This is a genomic window from Paraburkholderia sp. BR10923, assembly GCF_040948765.1.
In the GTDB taxonomy this organism is placed as follows: domain Bacteria; phylum Pseudomonadota; class Gammaproteobacteria; order Burkholderiales; family Burkholderiaceae; genus Paraburkholderia; species Paraburkholderia youngii.
In genome coordinates, this window is sequence record NZ_JBFPKO010000003.1 from 122,621 (window position 1) to 141,945 (window position 19,325).

A 19,325-nucleotide genomic window follows, 5' to 3' on the forward strand; every position below is an offset into this window, starting at 1 on the left:
GCTCTCCTTCGAAATCAGTCTCAGTCTTCGCCGAGCAACATGGCATCGATGCCGTCGCACAGGCAATGGATGGTCAGCAGGTGCACTTCCTGGATGCGCGCGGTGCGATCGGACGGCACGCATACGTGGATGTCGGTGTCACTCAGCACTTCCTGCGCGCGTCCGCCGCCCTTGCCGGTCAGCGCAACGACGATCATTTCGCGCTCATGCGCGGCTTCGATCGCGGCAAGCACGTTCGCGGAATTGCCGGATGTGGTGATCGCGAGCAACACGTCGCCGGGCTGACCGAGCGCCCAGACCTGTTTCGCGTAAATCTGTTCGAACGAATAGTCGTTGGCGATCGCGGTGAGCACGGAGGTGTCGGTGCTGAGCGCAATGGCAGGCAGACCTGGCCGCTCGCGCTCGAAGCGCCCGATCAGCTCGGCCGCGAAATGCTGCGCGTCGGCGGCCGAACCACCGTTGCCGCACGCGAGGATGCGATTGCCGTTGGCGAGCGCGGCGAACATCGTGTCGATCGCGGCGGCGATCGGCATCGAGAGGGTTTCGAGGGCTTCGAGTTTGACTGCCGCGCTGTCGCGGAAGTGTTGTTGGATGCGTTCGACTGACATCGAGTCTCTATCTTCTACCGCGAATGGACCGCACTGTGCGGCCGTGTTGTGAAGGCATACTGCCAGGCTGTGGCGGCCGATAAACTTGCGCTCGCGCGGCACGCGAGCGCAAGTTTATCGCACTCACGCGCGTTGTCCGCGCGGGCCGTCAGAGTTCGTCGGCGCGAAATGCATCGCGCAACCACACGAGCCTGCCGCTCTCGAACGCGACGACGTCGAAACGGCACGCGGGTTCATCGCGCGGGGCGCGGTTCGTCGCGGCGCGAGTCGCGAGATAGTGCCGCGCCGCTCGCACGATGCGCTGCCGCTTCTGCCAACCGATGCTCGCGGCAGCACCACCGTAATGCCGCTGCGCACGCGCGCGAACTTCGACGAACACCAGCGCGCCGTCGCGATCACTCATCACGAGATCGATCTCGCCTCCCCGACACGTCACGTTGCTCGCGACGAAGCGCAGACGCTGGCGCTGCAAAAACTCTCGTGCGCGTGCTTCGAAAGCGGCGCCGACGGATTTGGACTGGTGCGCGCAGGAAAAGTTGTGGGCGGTTTTTGGCCTGACGTTGATGGACGTCTTTTGCGCAGTCTTCGGCGCGACCTGCTCGCGCAAGCCCACATGGCACAATGTCGGCCTCGTTCCGTCTGTTTGTGTCTTCCGTGTCATGACTCCTCTCTCCGAACTCGCGCAAGGGCAGCAGTACCCCGCCGCCGCGCTGTATGTGGTGGCCACGCCGATCGGCAACATCGCCGACATCACGCTGCGCGCGCTGCACGTACTCGGACTCGCGGATCGCATCGCCGCCGAGGACACCCGCAACACCGGTCAGCTGCTGGCGCGCTACGGCATCTCGAAGCCGCTCGTCGCCGTGCATCAGCATAACGAGCGCGCCGCCGCGCAGCGCGTGATCGAGTATCTGCAGGCCGGCGAGCGTGTGGCATACGTGTCCGACGCGGGTACGCCGGGCATCTCGGACCCGGGGGCCAAGCTCGTCGATGCCGTGCGCGAGGCCGGCTTCGCGGTGGTCCCGCTGCCCGGCGCGAGCGCGCTCGCCACCGCGCTCAGCGCGACCGGCGACTGGGTCGCGACTTTCTCGTTCCTCGGCTTCCTGCCGCCGAAGCCGAAGGCGCGCGCCGCCGCCTTGCAGGCGCTCGCGCAGCACCCTCACGCGATGGTGTTCTACGAAGCACCGCACCGGATCATCGAGACGGTGCAGGCGCTCGCCGATGCGTTCGGCGGCACGCGTCGTCTGCTGATCGCGCGAGAACTAACGAAGTTACACGAAGCGCTGCACCAGAGCACCCTGGCCGAAGGGCCAACGTGGCTCGCCGCCGATGCGAACCGGCAGCGGGGCGAATTCGTGCTGGTGGTCGAAGGCGCTTCGCCCGAAGAGGCCGGCGAGCACGATCACGACGCGCTGCTCGGCATCCTGCTCGAAGAATTGACGGTGAGCAGCGCCGCGAAGGTCGCGGCGGCGCTCACGGGCGCATCGCGCAACGCGCTGTACACGCGCGCGCTCGCGCTGAAGCAAGACAAGCCCGACACCTGAGGACAAAGCCGGGCGGGCAAAAGGCGGAAGAGAAAGAGAAAAGGGCCGCATGTCGCGGCCCTTCGCTTGTCTACAGACGGTTGGTTCAGCCGACGCGGCATCACCGCCGCCGTCACGTCACATCACTTGTTCGAATCCGAGTTCGACGCGAGCGTCTCGTTCAGCTCGGCACGCGCTTCCTGCTGCGTGAGCCCTTCGATCTTGACCCGCGCGGTGCCGCTGTGGCGCATGTCGAGCATGCCGGCGGCCGCCATCGACAGGTCGATCACGCGGCCGCGCGCGTACGGACCGCGGTCGTTGATCCGTACGATCACCGAGCGCGAATTGGCCGGATTGGTCACGCGCACGTACGAGCCGAGCGGCAGCGTACGATGCGCGGCCGTCAGGGCGTGCATGTCGTAACGCTCGCCGTTGGCGGTGCGGCGGCCGTGGAAGAAGCGTCCGTACCACGACGCACGTCCAATCTGATGGAAGTCCGGAACGTCGACGCCGTCGTCGGTGAGCGGCTTCGCGTCAGCCAGCGACGGCGCAGGCGCGTCCGACGTGCTCGGGCTCGAGGCCGGCGCGCTACCGAACGATTGCGGTCCGAAAGAACTCAGGTGCATGTTCTTCGTACGTTGCGGCGTGTCGTTCGCGGACGTGTCGCTCGCACCGGGAGGCGTGGCGCAGCCGGCCAGTACAAAAAAGGCAAAAAGAGTCCCTAGACCACGGGATAGCCGAGTTTTCATAAGACGTGCAAACACATAGTCGAGCCGCGTCACCCGCGAAACTGCTGGGCATGTCGCTTGCGGCTCCGGCGGTAGGGACGACAACGCGCCGCGCGAAAAAGCGCAGTACGTCAAAGCCCGGATGCGGCTCACTCAGCCGCTACCGCACGGTTAATTTTCACGTCTGGCGCAACCTGTCCCCGGCAGCCTGACCAGACCCCACATGCCGCCAATCGAACGTGGCAAACACGTTCTTGCGCGCGTAACTCAGCGCGCAGGAACGGCGGCGTAGGCCCCACCCAGCGTCACGGAGGTTAATTCCGTAGCAGGCGCGCGGCGCCTGGCTGGGCAAGACGTGTGCATCGAACGCATCGATACTTGATGGCCGTCGGCATTCCGACAGCCCTTACTTGAATAGCGAGCGGCATCTCCGTTTTGTGAGGATGCGTCGCCTTGTGGCTGCACAACTCTTGTGCATGGACTCCATTATACCTAAAAAAAAATTTTGGGATGGCGAGCACCCACAATCCTTGATCAATCTTCACATTTATCGCAAAAATGGGCATGCGACAGGCGCGACGATGCCATGCGCAAGCCCGTCGCGTCGGCGACGGAGACTGTCGCGAGGCCGGTACAATCAACGTTTTTCCAGCGCGTCGTTGCAGCCATGAAAGTCACCCTGATCCCCGTCACGCCGTTCCAGCAGAACTGCTCGCTGCTCGTATGCGAGACCACCGGGCGCGCGGCCGTCGTCGATCCGGGCGGCGACCTCGACATGATCCAACGCGAAGTCGCGCGGCAGAACGTGACCGTCGAGAAGGTCTTGCTGACACACGGCCACATCGATCACTGCGCCGGCGCGAAGACGCTCGCCACCCACTACGGCGTGCCGATCGAAGGTCCGCATCCCGACGAACGCTTCTGGCTCGACAAATTGCCGGATCAAAGCACGCGCTTCGGCTTCCCCGCGGCCGATGCCTTCGAGCCGGACCGCTGGCTGCAAGACGGCGACACCGTGCAGTTCGGCGACGAAACCTTCGAGGTGTACCACTGCCCCGGCCACACACCGGGCCACGTGGTCTTCTTCAGCCGGGCGCACCGGCTTGCGCTGGTCGGCGACGTGCTGTTCGCCGGCTCGATCGGCCGCACGGATTTCCCGCGCGGCAACCACGCGGACCTGATCCGCTCGATCCGCGGCAAACTCTGGCCGCTCGGCGACGACATCACGTTCGTGCCGGGCCACGGCCCGACCTCGACGTTCGGCGCCGAGCGCCGCACGAATCCCTATGTCGCCGACGGAGTGGGCGCATGAGCAGCGAAATCTATGTCAGTACCGACGTCGAAGCGGACGGCCCGATCCCAGGCCCGCATTCGATGCTGAGCTTCGCATCCGCCGCATACACCGAGGACAAGCAGTTGATCGCGACGTTCTCGGCGAATCTCGAACTACTGGAAGGCGCGGCGCCGCATCCAGTGCAAGAAGCGTGGTGGAAGACCCAGCCGGAAGCATGGGCGGCCTGTCGTCAGGACTTGCAGAAGCCCGAGGCCGCCCTGAGCGCCTATGTCGACTGGGTCGAGGCGCTGCCGGGCAAGCCCGTGTTTGTCGCGATGCCGGCTGGCTTCGACTTCACCTATATGTTCTGGTACATGATGCGCTTCGTCGGCCGCTGCCCGTTCTCGTGGTCGGCGCTCGATATCAAGACGCTCGCGTTTGCGATGACCGGCCTGCCGTACCGCAAGAACATCAAGCCGCGCTTTCCGAAACATTGGTTCGACGAGCATCCGCATACGCACGTCGCGCTCGACGACGCAATCGAGCAGGGCGCCCTCTTTTGCAACATGCTGAAGGACTTGCGCGCGCGTCAGCCCGAGCTGCCGGGGGACGGCAAGGATGATGGGGACGGCTCAGGGCAAAACGCCGCTCCGGACCCGGTAAATTAGGCAATCTCGCTCGCGAGAGCCGTTTTACATTGCGTTTCGTTTTCGCGCCCTCTACCATTCGTTGATACGGCGACGCTAACGGAGGCGCAGTTGACACTCGATACGTTCTCACAGAAGATCCTGCGCCTGCTGCAGCTCGACGCACGCCGTTCCGTGCAGGAAATCTCCGACCAGGTCGGGTTGTCGAGCACGCCATGCTGGCGGCGCATCAAGGATATGGAACAGTCGGGCGTGATCCAGCGCTACACGGCGCTGCTCGATCGCGAAAAGCTCGGCTTGCACGTGTGCGCGCTCGCGCATATCCATCTGACGCGTCACACCGAAGGCGGCGTCGAGCAGTTCGAGCGGGAAATCGCTACCTGCCCCGAAGTGACCGAGTGCTACAGCACGACGGGCGAATCCGATTACATCCTGAAGATCGTCGCGCCCGACATCAAGGCGTACGACAGCTTCCTGCACGAACGCATTTTCAAGATTCCGGCCGTCGCGCAGGTGCGCACGAGCGTGGTGCTGCGCGAAATCAAGTTCGATACGCAGTTGCCGTTGTGACGGGTGCCGCCACCGCGGGCGGCATGGAAGTTCGCGGTTTCGGGCGTCCGAAACTGACCAAACTCAGGTGGCGTTGTGAGGCTCGGTGGCGGTTGACCGACCGGCGGGAGCGGTGCCGGTCTTGAGCTCCGCCGCCGAACCGCCTTGCGCGGCCGAGATATCCCGTTGCAGCAGCACGTCGAGCTTGCGTGCGCCGAGACGACGCTTGAGCGCCGTCAGATCGACGCGGCCGAGCGACTGCGCCTCGCTCTCCAGCAAACGAGCGACTTCGGCACCCTCCGCAGCGCGCCCTTCAGCAGACCCCGCCGCCGGCAACACCACCTCCACGTCGAGCCCGGTGCTCAGGTAGTGCAGATTCACCGCAGCGGCCCGCAAGCCACCGGCAGCCAGCGCCTCGTCGACCTCGGCCGTCACGCGCTCGCGCGGCGGCAGATCGACCGGTGGATGCGCGAGCGCGTCGTTTTCGGGGTCAACGTGAATCAGCGCGTCGAGCACGCGCTTGTCGGTCAGCACACGCAGACGCGCCGACTCCGCGATGTAATGGCCTTCCGACACCGAAATCATCGGATCGACGAGGATATGCGCGTCGACGAGCGCGAAATCGCCCGTCTTGCGCGTGCGCATTTCGTGCACGTCACGCACGCCCGGGGTGGACATCAGCAGCGCGCGCATGTCGGCGGCGGCGGTTTCGTCGAGCGCACGGTCCGACAGATCCTGCAACGCGTCCCAACCGAAGGTCCAGCCCATGCGCGCGACCATGAAGCCGACGATAGCCGCCGCGATCGGGTCGAGCAACCGCAGGCCGGCGAGACTTCCGACCACGCCGATCCCCACCACCAGAGACGACGCCGCGTCCGAGCGGGCGTGCCATGCGTTCGCGATCAGCATCGCGGAACGCACCCGGTTCGCCTCGTGCAGCATGTAGCGAAACAGCGCTTCCTTCGAGACCAGTACGAGCGCCGCGACCGCGAGCGCGCTCATATGCACGGCGGGAATATTTTGTAGATCGGCGAGCCGCGTACCGGCGCGCCACAACATACCGACGCCGACCGAGATCAGCAGCGCGCCGAGAAATAACGACGCCACTGTCTCATAACGGCTATGTCCGTAATTGTGATCGGCGTCGGGTTTTGCCCCGCTATGCCGATTGGCAATCAGCACGACAAAATCGGAAATGAGATCGGCGAGCGAATGGACACCGTCGGCAACCAGCGCCTGCGAGTGCGCGATCGTACCGATGATGATTTGCAGCGTCATCAATACGGTATTGACCGCAATACTCGCAAAGGTACTCTTGCGTGCAACGCGTTGTTTCTCGGCGGTTTGGGCGATCGCGGCGGACGGCATGCTGAAAAGGCGGAAAGGTCAGTTGTTGCTATTGTACCCGCCACGATTCGCCTGCGCAGGGAAGGCTGCGAAAAAACCTTTTTAAATCAGTCGCTTATCTAAACGAAAAGCATTCGCGTTCCAGCTACCTGAAGTGCATGCGACAGAAACCCGGCGCCGCAAATGACAAAACCGCGCCCTGAACGGTGCGCGGCTTTTTGAGATTCTGCAGCAGGCTATAAACGCGGTGGATTGCCAGTATCCGCATTACGTGCAGGCAAACCCTTACCATCCGCCGGATCGCGATTACTTCTGGATCAGAAACTTTTCGCGATCAAGACCGGCGATCCAGCGCGGCGGCTTGCCGCGACCGGACCACGTGCTGCCGCTTTCGGGATCACGATATTTAGGCGCGACGCCTGCGCGCGGCCGGCTCGCTTTAGCGCCCTTCGGTGCGCGGCCGCCGCCGAGTTCGCTCAGCGAAATGCCGTAGTCGGCCATTTTCTGCTTGATTTCATTCAAGACTTCCGCGTATTCGCGCGACTTCGCTTCTTCAATCTGCTTTTCGAGCTTCTCGCGCTGCGCGAGTAGTTCCTTGTAAGAAGACATAGGTTCCCTTGTGGTATGGATAAATGACGCCGGTCTTTTGCCGACTCGCCTTTGAAGGTTTCATGCCTCGGAATTTGATGGCGAGATTAACACAAAATAGAAAGGCTGGATAAGCGCCCGGAAAAAATTAATTTAAATTCGTTTCAAAAAGTTTCCTGCGTCGCTTCTGGGTCGGACAACGGCCTTTCAAATAGGTGATTTCGCACGTCGCTGAAAAAATTCCCCCAGTCTGCATATTGATCCGATTTAACTATCAGAAAATGAGACTTGAGCCGTCTATTGCGCATCAAACATTTCACGGCATGAAAGCTTTGGCTCGGATAAGCACGCACTTTTGATACAGGCGTCCGTTCGTTGCGACTGGCGCACGCTTGTTTTTCCGATAAACGATAAATGCTTAATCCGCATGCCGCTCGATGCAGACTTCGAGCGCCGCGTGCAATGTGCCGGTATCGGATCGCGCGTCATCGAATGCGAAGCGGCGACGCACACCGTTGCGTTTCAGATCGGCGCCGTAACGGTCGACGCCCAGCAATTCGACGCCGCCCGCGCCACTAAACCGGCGACCGAACTCCGCGATCAGCGCGTCCTCGTCGCTGGCGGCAAGCGGTGGCAGCGGATCGAGTTGCGCGCCGTCGAGCCAGCCCATCGCGCCGAAGCCGCCGATGTAGCGCAGCCGCTCGATCTCCATGATCCAGAACGTGAAATCGCCCAACGCCAGATAGCGCTCCGCGTCCGGGTGATAGCGCAGGTAGCGCCGCACCAGTTCCGGGTTCGAGTCGACCGGCTCGAAGCGGCCGAGCAGCGTGACGCGCTGGCTGCCCAGCACGTCGCCATCGGGTGCGTCGACGGCCAGGAAACCGGCACGCGGATCGGCGTGCAGGTTGTGCGTGTGCTCCGCGAGCCGGCTCACGAGGATCGTCGGACGATGCCGTGCGTCCGGCGCGAACGGCAGCACCGACGGATACGGAAAGCCCTCCGGCTGGCGAGCGTGCGTGGCGAGCGTGCCGACCGCGGCCGTGTGCAGCAGATGCAGCGGAGCGTGAGCGGGAATGTTCAACTGAGCGTTCCTCGGGTGAATTTGGAATGAACGGGAGAGCGGTGAGCGCCACAAAAGCCGTCACGCGCAGCAATGCAAAAAGCAACAGCGGCGCACCAAAGCATGACATCCAGCAATCCCGCTTCGTTGCATCTCCAGCCCATCAATCGTATGCGCCCGATCCCTCGGCTCCAAGCGTTAGCCACCACGCTTCGATAAAATCGGAGATCCGCTTTCAATGCGCTTTCTCGCGCCCTCCGCCTCGAGACCTCCGTGCCCGATCACCACGCCTCCGAATTCGCCGTCCTCCCCGCCGCCCATCGCAACTTGTCCGTCACCGCACGGCAACGCGCACGGATCGCCACGATGGCGCTGTTTTTCATCGCCGGCATGATGTACGCGTCGTGGGGCGTGCATGTGCCGACGGTGCGCGACCGCTTCCATCTGAATCCGGCGATGCTGTCGTTCGCGTTGTTCGCGGTGGCGGGCGGATCGATCGGCGCGATGGTGACCAATGCGTCGTGGATCGCGCGGGTCGGCACACGCCGGGCCTGTCTGGCCGGCGGCCTCGCGATGGCCGCCTGCGCGGCGCTGATTCTGGCCGTGCCCGCGTACTGGCTTCTGCTGGTCGTGCTGGCCGTCTTCGGCGCCGGCATGGCCACGCTCGACGTCGCGATGAACGCCGAAGCGAGCGCCGTCGAAAAGGCGCTCGGCAAGCCGATCATGTCCTCGCTGCACGGCATGTTCAGTCTTGGCGGCATGTTCGGCGCAGCGGTCGGTGGGGCGCTGCTGTCGCGTGGCATGGCGCCGGCCCTGCATCTCGCGCTCGCCGCGGCGACCAGCGCGCTCGTGCTGGTGCTCGCCTGCCCGTCGGTGTTGCCGCACGTGCCGCACGCCGAGCATCCCGATGCGGCGACGCCACGTGCGAGCCGCTGGCGCTCGCCGGCGCTGTGGGCGCTCGGCACGATGGCGCTGGTCGCACTGATCGCCGAAGGCGCGATGTACGACTGGGCCACGGTCTATATGCGCGATGTCGTGCTCTCGACGCCCGCGCTCGCCAGCGCCGCCTACGCGGCGTTTTCCGGCGGCATGGCAGTCGCGCGTTTTGCCGGCGACGCGGTGCGCGCCCGCTTCGGCGCACCCCAGCTCGTGATGATCAGCGCGGCGCTCGCCTGCGCCGGGATGGTCGACGCGCTGCTGCTGCCGAATCCGGTGGCAGCGCTAGCCGGCTTTGCGCTGATCGGCTTGGGCCTCGCGAACATGATGCCGGTGCTGTTCGCGGCGGCGGCGAGCGTGAAGGGCATCCACGCGGCTGAAGGGCTCGCGCACGTCGCGGGGCTGGCCTATTTCGGCTTGCTGCTCGGACCGGTGATCATCGGCGCCGTCGCGCAGGTGACCAATCTGACGATCGGACTGTCGGTCGTCGCGGTGTGCGCCGCGATGATCGCCTTCGCCGGGCCGAAGGTGCTGCGGCGTTTGAAGATCTGACAGGAGCGGTGAACAAAAGAAAAGGCACGCAAGCCTCGCGGCCCACGTGCCTCTCAAGCTGCGAATCGAAGTGCGGCGCGACGCCGCCTTCGATCACACCGAATTTACATCTTCACGACGTCGAGCAGCGTCTTCTTGCCTTGCTTGTAGTTGTACAGCGAGATCACGCCGTGCTGCAGGTCGCCCTTCGAGTCGAACGTCGTTTCGCCGATCACGCCCTTGTAGTCGGTCGCCGGCATCGCTGCCAGGATCTTCGCCGGTTCGGTCGAGTTGGCGCGCTTCATCGCGTCAACGATGATGTACACAGCGTCATACGTGAACGGCGCGTAAATCTGGATCGGCTGGCCGAAGCGCTTCTCGTACTTCGTTTCGAACGCCTTGCCGCCAGCCATCTTTTCGAGCGCCATGCCGGCTTCCGAGCAGACGATGTTGTCGGTTGCGTCGCCGGCCAGGTCCGACAGCTTGTCGGTACACACGCCGTCACCTGCCAGCACCTTCGCGCGCAGGCCGAGCTGCTTTGCCTGCTTGGCGAACGGGCCGCCGGTTGCGTCCATGCCGCCGTACATGATCGCGTCGGGGTTTTCACCCTTGATCTTCGTCAGAATCGCGCGGAAGTCGACGGCCTTGTCGTTCGTCGCGTCGTGCGACACGACGTTCAGACCGAGCGCCTTCGCCGTCTTCTCGAACTCGTTCGCGAGACCCTGGCCGTAAGCGGTCGAGTCGTCGACGATCGCGACGCTCTTCACCTTCATGCCCTTCGCCGCGTAGTTCGCGAGTGCCGGGCCTTGCTGAGCGTCGGTCGCGACGACGCGGTAGGTCGTCTTGAAGCCTTGCTGCGTGTAGGCCGGGTTCGTTGCCGACGGCGAGATCTGCACGATGCCCGAATCGCTATAGATCTTCGATGCCGGGATCGAGGTGCCCGAGTTCAGGTGGCCGACCACGGCGACGACCTTGTCGTCGACGAGCTTCTGCGCAACCTGCGTAGCCGTGCGGGGGTCAGCCGCGTCGTCTTGCGCGTCGAGTTGCAGCGTGACCTTCTGGCCGCCGATCGTCAGACCCTTCGCGTTGATTTCCTCAACGGCCAGGCGCGCGCCGTTCTCGTTGTCCTTACCCAGGTGAGCGATACCGCCAGTCAACGGCGCAACGTGACCGATCTTGATGACCGTGTCGGCCGCGGCCGATGTTGCCAACGTCGCGAACAGCAGAGCGGCAGCGCTGATCGGCAACAGCTTTTGAATTTTGATGCTCATGTAAGTCTCCAGTTTCGGTCAAAACAACGTAATCGCCCTGTGCCCCGCTTCCCCTACACGTGTCGCTCAGTCCCGTGGACGACCACGCCGGTTGCATCGTTCATGCACTTGGCCAGTACGTTTACCGGACTGTTTGTGACAGTTGGCAAACCGTACTTGCGCGCAAGTGTAGGCCAACAAATTAATTTGCGGGAGTTTTTTGAGAAAGTGGGAACAACACTAATAGCGCAGTTCCTGCGCGAGCCGCTCGCGGCTTGGGCGAGCGAGCCGGAAAGCCCCATCCCATGCGGGTTTCCGCTAATTGGGAAGTTTCTCCGCGGGCGCGGATTTAGTCTTTTTCCGGCTTCTGTCACATAAGATTCGAAGGGTTTTTCAACTCAAAAATGTGGCGTGCCGCACAGGAATGTGACAACGGTAAAAAACTTAAATCAACCTTAAATCGACCACGCAATCAACGCACGAACCCGGCGATTCGCGCGGAGGCCGCCTGCCATTCCTGCTCGAGCTGCGCCATCAGTTCAGCCGCGCCGATTGCTTCGGCGCGCGTGCGCCCGAGCGGCGCACCCTGCCCCGCCCACAGCGACAGGTAGTCGCTGTTCTGCGCGCGCGCCGCGTGTTGCCGCAGCTCCTGCGTCAACGCGTTTTGCACCGGATAGGGCGCGATGCTTTCCGCCGATTCGCGCAAACGTTGCATCAACGGATTGCGGATGCCGCGAGCGTGACGGCCCGTGATCGCGCGCGTCACCGTGGTCGACGTATCGGACGTGCCGCGCACGCGGGTTTTCCATACCTCGGGGATCGCGCTCTCGCGGGTGGTCAGAAATGCGGTGCCCATCACCGCGGCTTGCGCGCCTAGCGCGAGTGCCGCGACGATGCCGCGACCGTCCATGATGCCGCCGGCCGCCAGCACCGGCAGCCCGGTCGCGTCGACCAGTTGCGGCACGAGCGCCATCGTGCCGACCAGCGCATCTTCGAATGCGCCGATGAACGTGCCGCGATGCGCGCCTGCCTCCGCGCCTTGCGCGACAATCGCATCGGCACCCGCATCGCGCCACACGATGCCCTCGGCAACATGCGTCGCAGTCCCAACTACATAGCTGCCTCCCGCATGCAAACGCTCGACGTCGGTCGCCGAAAGCAGTCCGAACGTAAAGCCGGCGACCGGCACACGCAAGTCGATCAGCGCCTCCAGTTGCGCGCGAAAGTCAGGCGCATAGTGTGCGAGCGGCTGGCCCGGCGGCAGACCGAGCTCGGCACGCAGCGGATCGATCGCGTCGAGCGCGCGACGCACGGTCGCTTCATCGGGCGAGACGGGATCGAGCACGAACAGATTCACGCCGAATGGGCGATCGGTCAGCGCGCGAATCGCCGCGACCTCGCTCGCGATCTTCTCCGGTGCGAGCGCCGCGCCCGCGAGAAAACCAAGCCCGCCCGCATTCGATACCGCCGCGACGAGCGCCGGCGTCGTCGCGCCGCCGGCCATCGGCGCCTGCACGACGGGTACCCGCAGCTGGAAGCGCTCGGCAAACGGCGTCACAAAACTGTCTTCGTTCATGTTCGTTTCCTTTCCGGCGCAAAGCCGCCGATGTGCTCATGCATGCGCTCGCCAAGATGTCGCGAGATGCGCGCGAGCCATTACACGCTGACTGTACCCATCCGCGCCATCGCGGAGAAATGAATAATCGAGATCGTTTCAATCGCCTTACGAGAATCGAAGCGCGCCGCATTGGCCGCGAGGCCCCGTCCCGCCTCGCTGCAAGCCGGTTCTTTTGATGGCAAACTAACCGCCCGTTGCAGGGCCGCGTGGCCTTGAGCGTTTCGTACACACCGACCTCGCGCGGCGTTCGCGCGAGTCAATGGAGAACAGCATGAGCACGACTTCCCGATGGATCGACATCCCGGCCGGCAACGATACTTTCGGCGGCTATCTCGCGCTGCCGAAGGGCGGCAAGGGACCGGCCGTCATCATCATTCAGGAAATCTTCGGCGTGAACAGCCATATCCGCTCGGTCGCCGATCAGTACGCGCAGGACGGCTATGTCGCGCTCGCCCCGGACGTGTTCTGGCGCGTGCAGCCGCGCGTCGAGTTGACGTATGAGGGCAAGGATCGCGAAAAGGGCATCGAGCTGATGCAGAAGACCAAGGTCGATGACGCGGTCGCCGACATCGGCGCCGCCGCGGCCACCTTGCGCGCGCTGCCGGAAGTGACCGGCAAGGTCGCGGTGATCGGCTACTGCTTCGGCGGCCGTCTCGCCTATCTGGCCGCAGCGGCCGGTTCGGTCGACGCCGCAGTCGCCTACTACGGCGGCGGCATCCACAACCATCTCGACAAGGCCGCGAACGTCAAGGTGCCGATGCAGTTCCACTACGGCGAGCTCGACGCGCATATTCTGCCGTCGGACATCGGCCAGATCCAGGAGCGCTTCGCGGGTCGTGCCGACGTGCAATTCAACATCTACCCGAACGCGGATCATGGCTTCAACTGCTCGGATCGTGCGTCGTACAACCAGCACGCGTCGGCGTTGGCGCATGGCCGCACGCTGACGTTCCTCGGCGAGCGGATGTAATTCGCGGTTCCGGCATTCAGCCGGACCCGCCGCGTTACTGATGTGATCGCCAGCTCGCGCATTTGAAGTGAGCATTCGAATTCACATCAGTCACGTCGGCGCTCAACTCAGGTACTCTGTGAAAGACGGCGTGTCGGCCGACACGCCGTCTTTCACATGCGCGACGCCCGAGCGGAGCAACGCGAATTCGAGCGAAACGACGCCGTCGCGCGTGCATGGCCGGCCGCGAATTCGACGCGGCATGCCAACCGACCGCGAGGGCTAAAACGACGTGCTATCAGACTATCTCGCTCATGACGCCATCGGCCTCGCCGAACTCGTGCGCACGCGCCAGGTTAGCGCGCGCGAACTGATCGACGTCGCGATCTCGCGCACCGAGGCCGTCAATCCCGCGATCAACGCAGTCGTTCTGAAGGACTACGATGCGGCCCGCCAGCGCGCATCGCGCGACGACGCAAACCGCGCGAATAGCGCCGACGGCGTGAACGGAACGGACACCTCCTCCGCCCACGCCGCGCTCGCCGGCGTGCCGTTCCTGATCAAGGATCTCGGCGCGCCCGTGGCGGGACTGCGCATGGCCATGGGCAGCCGCCACTACCGCCACTTCATTCCGACGCAGGACGCGCCGGTCGTCGCGCTCGCGAAAGCGGCGGGTCTGAACATCTTCGCGAAGACCAGCACCTCCGAGCTCGGCCAGATGCCTTATACGGAGCCCGAACTATTCGGCGCGTGCCGCAATCCGTGGAATCTCGATCACACGCCGGGCGGTTCGAGCGGCGGCGCGGCGGCGGCGGTCGCCGCCGGCGTGGTGCCGCTCGCGCATGCGTCGGACGGCGGCGGCTCGATCCGAATTCCGGCGTCATGCTGCGGACTGTTCGGCCTGAAACCGTCGCGCGGTCGCGTGCCGCGCGCGGCACAGGCCAGTGCCGGCGAACTCGGCATCGATCACGCCGTCTCGCGCAGCGTGCGCGACAGCGCATTGCTGCTGGACCTGCTGGCGGGCAACGCCGAGCGGCCGGCCGGCGCGCCCGGCACCTTTCTCGGCGCAACGCGCGAGCCATGCAAGCCGCTGACGATCGCCTACGTGACCGAGCCGATGCTCGCGCCGTCGTTATCGGCCGATGCGCGCGCCGCGCTCGACGACGCCGCGCAACTCGCGAGCTCACTCGGCCATCGTCTGGAGCCGGTGTCGCTCGGCGTCGATTTCGCGGCGGTCCGTCATGCGTTCCTGACGCTGTGGTCGGTGACGGCCGAAGACCTCGTGCTGAACGCGGAGCGCATCACCGGCCACAGGCCGACGCGCGGCGAGTTCGAAATTTCGACGTGGGCGATGGCGCACGTCGGCCGCAAGATCGGCGAGCAGGGTTTGCCGGCCGCGCTCGACGAACAGCGCCGCATCACCGCGCGTCTGACCGATCTGCTGAACCGCTACGACGTGCTGTTGTGCGCGACGCTGGCGTCCGCGCCGATCAAGATCGGCGAGATGCGGCCGAGTTCCGTCGAGCGCATGCAGATGCGCGCGGTCACCACGATGCCGCTGGAACGATTGATGAAGAAACTGCTGTTCGAAGCGTCGAACAAGGCATTCGCTTGGGCCGGTTGCACGGAGCTGTTCAATCTGAGTGGCCAGCCGGCTATGTCGGTGCCCTTGTACTGGAACGCGCGCGGACTGCCGATCGGCGTGCAGTTCGCCGCGCGTGTCGGCGGTGAGGCGACGCTGTTCAGACTCGCCGCGCAACTCGAGGCGGCACGGCCGTGGTTCGACAGGCGCCCACCATTGATGAAAGCGCGGCGCTAAGAAATCCAGCGGCCGGCTGCAATCCGCATCTGGCGCAAAACGCCACGATGCACGCAGTCGCGGGATGCGCCGCGATGTCGCCGCGCATCCCGCGCAAAGCCTGCTAGCACATCACACGCCGGCTCGATCAGGCCTTCTTGTTATAAGCGCTGCACCAGCCGGTGGCCGCGACCTGTTTGCCCGCGAACATCGGGCAGCCGCCGTAGGCATCGCCCGCCTTGCCCTGGAAGAAGCTGCAGTTGCTGCATTGCTGGCCAGGCGCGAATTTGGCGAATTTCGCCTTGTCGACCTTGCTCGCGTCCGCCTTGTAGCCAAGCGCCTGCGCGGTCGGATCGGTTTCGGAGACTTTCGGCGCGTCGGCGAACGCCTGGCGCGACAATGCGAGTGTCGATGCCACACCGATGCTGGTGATCAAAAACGTACGACGGGAAGATCTCATGGGGACTCACTCCATTTATATTGGAATCAACGCCGTTCTGATGACAGCGTTCGCCAAGCATAGCAACGAAGCCGTCTCCGGTGATATTCCAAATGCTGGAGATAAGCGGATCGGTACGGTGTAATCGCGGGCTTACGCGCGCCCCGCCAGCTCGCAGACCCGCTGCGCGATCGGCAGTGATGCCGTCAGACCCGGCGACTCGATGCCGAACAGATTGACGAGCCCGCGCACGCCATGCGCGGCCGGCCCCTGAATCACGAAATCGGCGGCGGGTTCACCAGGACCTGAAAGCTTCGGACGAATGCCCGCGTAAGCCGGCTGCAACGCGTTATCGGGCAAGGCCGGCCAGTACGCGCGAATCGCCGCATAAAACGACTCCGCGCGACGCGGATCGACGTCGTAATTGATCGCGTCGACCCACTCGACGTCGGGACCGAAACGCGCCTGGCCGCCGAGATCGAGCGTCAGGTGCACGCCCAGGCCGGCCTCGTTCGGCATCGGATAGATCAGGCGGCTGAACGGCGCGCGCCCCGAGATGCTGAAGTAATTGCCGCGGGCGAAGTAAAGCGGCGGCACGTGGCGCGGGTCGAGCCCGCGAATCTTGCGCGCGAGCGCGTTCGCATGCAGACCCGCGCTGTTGATCACGCAGGCGGCGCTGATCGTGGTGGGCGCCGCACCGCCGACCGCGATCGTGAAGCGGCCGTTGTGAGCCTCGATCGCCTCGACCGGCGCATGAAACGCGTACACGGCGCCGTCACGCTCGGCATCGCCTTGCAGCGCGAGCATGTACTGATGACTATCGACGATCCCCGTCTGCGGCGAAAATACCGCCTCCACGCATTCGAGCGCTGGTTCGAGCGCCTGCGCCTGATCGCCGGTGATGCGCAGCAGGTCGAGCACGCCGTTGTCGCGCCCTTTGGCCATGATGCTTTCGAGCTGCGGAATCTGGTGGCGCGACGTCGCGACGAGCAGCTTGCCGCAGCGCGAATGCGGTACGTTGCGCTCGGCGCAGTAGTCATACAGCATTTCGCGGCCGCGCACGCACAGCGTGGCCTTCAGCGATCCGCGCGGATAGTAGATGCCCGCGTGAATCACTTCGCTGTTGCGTGAACTCGTGCCCACGCCGATCGCGTCGGCGGCCTCCAGCACGATCACTTCGCGCCCGCGCGCCGCCAGAGCGCGCGCCGTCGCGAGGCCGATCACGCCGGCACCGATCACTACACATTCGATCTGATCCATATCCGTTGACGCGGCGCATCGCACCGCGCGCTGCCTCGTTCAGCCGATGGAAGGAAGACAGGAACGGCATCTCGCCGCCGCGTTCCGTTCATTGTCGAACGTATCTGTCCGCTGGGTCTGCTTATGTCTTTTTATCACCCCCACGGAAAATTGTACGACTCGGTACAGACAGAAGTGACAAACGCTCGTGCGCATCGACCAGGTGACGGCGGCGCAAACTGGCTTGATCCAGCGATTTACGGCGAAAACAGCAATAATTGCCGTTGCATTCACCACACACATTGTACGAATTGCCGCGACAGCCACCAAAATCACGAAAAACGCGGGATTGGTGCAAGAAACTAGCCGAAAACGTCAAAACCCGATCGGTTTTCGCCGGTTTCCGTAGTCGAGCCGGATATCGGCGGGTTCGACCCGGTCGCGTCCCGCGATGCGCGCCGCGCCAAAGCCGTTCAGGATCGCGCGGCGCATCTCGCGCGGCGATGCCCGCTTGAGCGCATCGAGCGTCGCGTCGCCGAGCGTCTCCGGAAAGCGCAGGCCCCAGTTGTGCGCGCCGCGGATTTCGTCGTAGATCGACTGCGCGATGCGTCGCGCGCCGGCGTGGTCTGGCGGCGCGATCTCGTAGACGTTCATGCGGTTCAGGATCGGCTCGGGGATCGCGCGTTCGTCGTTGGCGGTCGCGATCCAGATCACGTTGCCCGCGTTGATTGGTATCTCGGCGAACTCGTCGACGAAGCTCTGGGCGGTGTCGTGTTCGAGTAGCGCGTACAGCGCGCCGAGCGGGTCGTATTGCGAATCGCCGGTCGCCTTGTCGATCTCGTCGACAGCGATGACCGGGTTCGCATAGCTGCCGTTCACGAGCGCATCGAACACCTTGCCCGGCTTTGCGTTCTTCCATTGCGACGACGCGCCCGACAGAATCCAGCCCGCCGTCAGCGAACTCATCGCGACATATTGGTACGCGGTGCCGAGCAGGCGCGCCAACTGCTTCGCGAAATGCGTCTTGCCGATGCCGGGTTCGCCGAGCAGCAGGATCGGCATCAGTTCGAGCCGATCCTCGGTTTCGAGGCACAGCGCGACCTGCTTGCGGATGTCGTCGAGCGGTGAGGAAAAATTGGGCAGCGCGTCGATCAGATCGTCGATCGACGGCATCCGGTTCGGCTTCACGCAGAAGCGCAGATTGCCGTTTTTCAGCATCTTTTCGTAGGTTGTGCGCAGCGCCTCGTTCGCGCCTTCGCCGAGACCGTTCAGCGCGCTTTCGACCTCATCGAGGTCATACACCCGGCTGAACGAGGCCACGGCGATTTCCTGTTTGACCATTGCTGTCGTCATCGCTCACCCCGTCTGGCTGATTCTGCAGCGGCGGCGCCTTCTGAGCGCCGATTCCAGTCCAGTGTAGCGAGGACACAAACGCGTGCAAGCCAGCAGTCGCGCGGCTCTGCTGCTAACGATCGCTGCCATTCCGATCCTTATCTGGAATGGATTGTTGCTGAACCGGCCCTCGTCGACCGTGTCAGAAATCGTTGCGGCCATCGGGGGTAAGATTGCTCTCTGACCTGCTGCGGCAAGAGGCAAGGCAACCCCGCAACCGACGCGTGAGCGGAGAACCTTTATATGTGGAAAACCAGTATCGTGGCCATGCTGCTTGGCGCTTCGTTGCTCGCCCACGCGCAACAACAGCCAGCGCAGCAGGTCGTGCAATGGCAATTGCAGGTAGTGAAAGATGGCCAGCAGATCGATGCGTTCGACGGCACCACTACCGTCGGCCAGGCGCGCACGGATACGCATCACCAGGTCGTGCAACACAATGTCGGCTGCAAGGACCAGCCGGCCGGCAGCATCGATCTGTCGCGCACGATCACGGTGTCGCCGCTGCGCGTCGATCCCGAGGGCGTGATGTTTTCGATCGACACGCAGGAAACGCTCGAGGACAACAGCGCGGGGCGCACCGACATCGGCTGCAAGCTGCCGCCGCAACCGCGCCAGGTGAGCGCGAGCCACCCGGGTCTGGTGGTGCCGCCGGATCAATGGGCGAGTTGGACGATCGTCGATCGCAATCCGAATCTCGTGTACCGCGTGCACGCGAGCGTCGTGAGCAACGGTGCGAATGCCCACGGTACGAATGGCGGCACGAGCGGCAATGGCGCCGCGACTGGCGGCAACACTCCAAACTGACAGGAACCGCGCGCCTGACCGGCGCGCTCAAACAGAACACGTGGAT

At 64.1% G+C, this 19,325-nt stretch carries 19 protein-coding genes; 8 read left to right on the forward strand and 11 right to left on the reverse strand.

The genetic code is table 11. The annotated features are described in order from the left end of the window. Window positions 1-20: 20 nt before the first annotated feature. Window positions 21-608: a phosphoheptose isomerase gene (locus AB3X94_RS06525; RefSeq protein ID WP_062125567.1), complete on the reverse strand. Its 588-nt coding sequence runs from the start codon at window positions 606-608 to the stop codon at window positions 21-23. A 148-nt stretch (window positions 609-756) separates the two neighbouring features. Next, window positions 757-1,269 carry a YraN family protein gene (locus AB3X94_RS06530; RefSeq protein ID WP_176109765.1) on the reverse strand — a complete coding sequence of 171 codons (513 nt, stop codon included), beginning with the start codon at window positions 1,267-1,269 and terminating at the stop codon, window positions 757-759. Between AB3X94_RS06530 and rsmI the strand changes: the two genes are divergently transcribed. Next, a complete protein-coding gene (rsmI, locus tag AB3X94_RS06535) occupies window positions 1,268-2,152 on the forward strand; it encodes a 16S rRNA (cytidine(1402)-2'-O)-methyltransferase (RefSeq protein WP_176109766.1) in 885 nt (294 codons plus the stop codon). The two genes, AB3X94_RS06530 and rsmI, sit on opposite strands and share 2 nt — an antisense overlap. A 122-nt stretch (window positions 2,153-2,274) precedes the next feature. Here the strand turns inward: rsmI and AB3X94_RS06540 are convergent, their stop codons facing one another. Continuing rightward, a complete protein-coding gene (locus AB3X94_RS06540) occupies window positions 2,275-2,880 on the reverse strand; it encodes a septal ring lytic transglycosylase RlpA family protein (RefSeq protein WP_176122309.1) in 606 nt (201 codons plus the stop codon). Between the two features lie 646 nt (window positions 2,881-3,526). Here AB3X94_RS06540 and AB3X94_RS06545 point away from each other — a divergent pair. The 3 genes from AB3X94_RS06545 to AB3X94_RS06555 all read left to right on the forward strand — a co-directional run bounded on the left by AB3X94_RS06545 (window position 3,527) and on the right by AB3X94_RS06555 (window position 5,349). Next, window positions 3,527-4,171, forward strand: coding sequence for an MBL fold metallo-hydrolase (locus AB3X94_RS06545; RefSeq protein WP_368611092.1), 645 nt, complete (start codon window positions 3,527-3,529; stop codon window positions 4,169-4,171). Continuing rightward, window positions 4,168-4,800, forward strand: coding sequence for an exonuclease (locus AB3X94_RS06550; RefSeq protein ID WP_013088123.1), 633 nt, complete (start codon window positions 4,168-4,170; stop codon window positions 4,798-4,800). Before AB3X94_RS06545 ends, AB3X94_RS06550 begins: the two co-directional genes overlap by 4 nt. A 90-nt stretch (window positions 4,801-4,890) precedes the next feature. Beyond that, on the forward strand, window positions 4,891-5,349 hold the full coding sequence (locus tag AB3X94_RS06555; protein WP_012431468.1) for an Lrp/AsnC family transcriptional regulator: 459 nt from the start codon (window positions 4,891-4,893) through the stop codon (window positions 5,347-5,349). Between the two features lie 63 nt (window positions 5,350-5,412). On the opposite strand, the gene AB3X94_RS06560 is transcribed toward AB3X94_RS06555, so the two are convergent. From AB3X94_RS06560 to AB3X94_RS06570, 3 genes are all read right to left on the reverse strand, one after another. Then, on the reverse strand, window positions 5,413-6,696 hold the full coding sequence (locus tag AB3X94_RS06560; protein ID WP_176109770.1) for a cation diffusion facilitator family transporter: 1,284 nt from the start codon (window positions 6,694-6,696) through the stop codon (window positions 5,413-5,415). A 285-nt stretch (window positions 6,697-6,981) separates the two neighbouring features. Beyond that, window positions 6,982-7,284, reverse strand: coding sequence for an H-NS family nucleoid-associated regulatory protein (locus AB3X94_RS06565; RefSeq protein ID WP_008921239.1), 303 nt, complete (start codon window positions 7,282-7,284; stop codon window positions 6,982-6,984). Window positions 7,285-7,681: 397 nt separating this feature from the next. Further along, entirely contained in the window at window positions 7,682-8,344 is a 663-nt protein-coding gene (locus AB3X94_RS06570) for a HugZ family protein (RefSeq protein ID WP_368611093.1), read from the reverse strand. Window positions 8,345-8,596: 252 nt separating this feature from the next. On the opposite strand from AB3X94_RS06570, the gene AB3X94_RS06575 reads away from it, so the two are divergent. Next, window positions 8,597-9,811 carry an MFS transporter gene (locus AB3X94_RS06575; protein ID WP_368611094.1) on the forward strand — a complete coding sequence of 405 codons (1,215 nt, stop codon included), beginning with the start codon at window positions 8,597-8,599 and terminating at the stop codon, window positions 9,809-9,811. Window positions 9,812-9,915: 104 nt separating this feature from the next. On the opposite strand, the gene AB3X94_RS06580 is transcribed toward AB3X94_RS06575, so the two are convergent. Beyond that, on the reverse strand, window positions 9,916-11,061 hold the full coding sequence (locus AB3X94_RS06580) for a branched-chain amino acid ABC transporter substrate-binding protein (RefSeq protein ID WP_018436890.1): 1,146 nt from the start codon (window positions 11,059-11,061) through the stop codon (window positions 9,916-9,918). 451 nt (window positions 11,062-11,512) lie between these two features. Next, complete coding sequence (locus AB3X94_RS06585; RefSeq protein ID WP_368611095.1) at window positions 11,513-12,616, reverse strand: NAD(P)H-dependent flavin oxidoreductase; 1,104 nt, start codon at window positions 12,614-12,616, stop codon at window positions 11,513-11,515. Window positions 12,617-12,929: 313 nt separating this feature from the next. Here AB3X94_RS06585 and AB3X94_RS06590 point away from each other — a divergent pair, with 313 nt between their 5' ends. Beyond that, entirely contained in the window at window positions 12,930-13,628 is a 699-nt protein-coding gene (locus AB3X94_RS06590) for a dienelactone hydrolase family protein (RefSeq protein WP_368611096.1), read from the forward strand. A 271-nt stretch (window positions 13,629-13,899) separates the two neighbouring features. Beyond that, on the forward strand, window positions 13,900-15,426 hold the full coding sequence (locus AB3X94_RS06595; RefSeq protein ID WP_368611097.1) for an amidase: 1,527 nt from the start codon (window positions 13,900-13,902) through the stop codon (window positions 15,424-15,426). Between the two features lie 127 nt (window positions 15,427-15,553). On the opposite strand, the gene AB3X94_RS06600 is transcribed toward AB3X94_RS06595, so the two are convergent. The 3 genes from AB3X94_RS06600 to AB3X94_RS06610 form a co-directional block, all read right to left on the reverse strand. Continuing rightward, a complete protein-coding gene (locus AB3X94_RS06600; RefSeq protein ID WP_176109775.1) occupies window positions 15,554-15,865 on the reverse strand; it encodes a high-potential iron-sulfur protein in 312 nt (103 codons plus the stop codon). Between the two features lie 132 nt (window positions 15,866-15,997). Next, window positions 15,998-17,104, reverse strand: a complete 1,107-nt coding sequence (locus AB3X94_RS06605) for an NAD(P)/FAD-dependent oxidoreductase (protein ID WP_368611098.1) — start codon at window positions 17,102-17,104, stop codon at window positions 15,998-16,000. A gap of 354 nt (window positions 17,105-17,458) precedes the next feature. Continuing rightward, on the reverse strand, window positions 17,459-18,436 hold the full coding sequence (locus AB3X94_RS06610) for an AAA family ATPase (RefSeq protein WP_176109777.1): 978 nt from the start codon (window positions 18,434-18,436) through the stop codon (window positions 17,459-17,461). A gap of 282 nt (window positions 18,437-18,718) precedes the next feature. Between AB3X94_RS06610 and AB3X94_RS06615 the strand changes: the two genes are divergently transcribed. Next, window positions 18,719-19,279 carry a hypothetical protein gene (locus tag AB3X94_RS06615; protein WP_176109778.1) on the forward strand — a complete coding sequence of 187 codons (561 nt, stop codon included), beginning with the start codon at window positions 18,719-18,721 and terminating at the stop codon, window positions 19,277-19,279. Window positions 19,280-19,325: the final 46 nt, after the last annotated feature.